General features: G+C 56.2%; 2 protein-coding genes. Both read right to left on the bottom strand.

The features are described 5' to 3' along the window. The coding region (locus CJF39_RS22570; RefSeq protein ID WP_249275433.1) for a DUF6531 domain-containing protein at positions 1 to 1,259 on the bottom strand (1,259 nt) is incomplete at its 3' end. Beyond that, positions 1,256 to 1,408: a hypothetical protein gene (locus tag CJF39_RS23135; RefSeq protein WP_169963335.1), complete on the bottom strand. Its 153-nt coding sequence runs from the start codon at positions 1,406 to 1,408 to the stop codon at positions 1,256 to 1,258. The genes CJF39_RS22570 and CJF39_RS23135, both read right to left, overlap by 4 nt. Positions 1,409 to 1,470 lie beyond the last annotated feature (62 nt).

Raw genomic sequence — 1,470 nt, forward strand, 5'->3', positions numbered from 1 at the left:
TCGTGGAACACCAGGCCCTTGCCGTGCAGGTCAAAGCGGGTGGTGAACTCGGTGATCCAGCGCGCACCCAGGGCGCCGTGGTCGTATGCGCTCAGGCGCGAGTAGTAGGTGCGTGTCCAGTCAATCGGGAACGGGCCGGGCAAGCTGAAGTCGGTGTGGCCGAGGGACTCAGTGCCCAGAGCAAAGTTGATGCTGTTACACGTGCCAACACACGGCCCATTTTTTTCCGGGTTGGCCGTCTTTTTGGCGGGCACCTCATTTTTCCGGACTTCCAGCTCACCTTGTCTGTGTATGTAGCGAGCTTTGTTAGTCGTACCGTTTTTGATGTTACTGCTCAGTGCGTGCGGGTTGCGCAAACCCCATAACTGAACCGCTTTATTGAGCACGACCACAAGCGATCCGATGGATCCCTTAAGGGCTGGATCGTTGAGTTTTCTGAGCTGGACGCGCAGCTCGGGCGCCATCGCTATCAAGTGCTCAGTCTGTTCGTACACCCGCTTTTTGGCCTGAGCGGGCATCAGAAGCTTGGCCGCCGAGTTGGCCATGCTGGTGCCCGCAGCGACCTGAACATCCCGCAAGGCGCTGTAGACATTCGTGAAGATGTGAAACGGGTTGCGCTTAAGCTGCTCAGTGTTGATGGACGTGATGTGTTGCTGCGCACTGGCAAGACGCCCCTTCACGTCCATGTCACCGTCTACCAGCGCCCTCATGCCTTTGGCAAGGTCCAGCACAAGCTCTTCGCCCAATGCACCCGCCTGCTCCAGCAAACCCGGTAGCTGGCTTTGGGCAATAGTCAAAAAGTGTTCAAGCTGGCCAACAATCGTTGCACTCAGGTGCCCAACCATGACTTCAATCAATGCATCGCCGAGCACTATCTTGCCGGTATGGGCAAGCTCACCACGGACCAAAGACAAGATTGAACGCAAGCTCACTCGCGCAGCGGTAGTGCCTGGAAAAGGGGCAATACATACCAGATTTATGCCCAGACTGACCCAGTCGAGCGGGTTGCTGCCATCGTTTTTAATCAGACTCACAATGTCGCCAATGGCATCAGCAAGCGCCATGACATTGCCAACAACCGGAATCAAGCCTGCAACGTTTTGCAGTCGATCAAGGGTAACCGCCCCGCCGCTGACGTCTTGCAGCCAAGTATCAATCGCGCAAACGTCGCGCCCGACATCTTCGATCTGGATTTCATTTAGCGGAACAATGGCAACTTGGGGCTCACGGGTATGAGCAACGGCATTTCCAGTGGTCATGAAAGCCTCTCGTCCGCCAGCAGGCTGACCAGCCCCAGATCAAAAACGAATGGCCTGTTCAAGGCTGCGCGGCCCTTGAAGGCCAGTACGTGAACGTCCACCCCCGCAAGGGTTAGCGTGAAATGGGGCTGATGCGCCGGTGAAAACATCCCTGATTCCTCATGCAGTGCTGCTGATGTCGTCATCTACAAACAGGCGACGAGCACATAAA

Origin of the sequence: Pseudomonas lundensis (genome assembly GCF_002269125.1) — a bacterium.
GTDB classification, from domain to species: Bacteria; Pseudomonadota; Gammaproteobacteria; order Pseudomonadales; family Pseudomonadaceae; genus Aquipseudomonas; species Aquipseudomonas lundensis_A.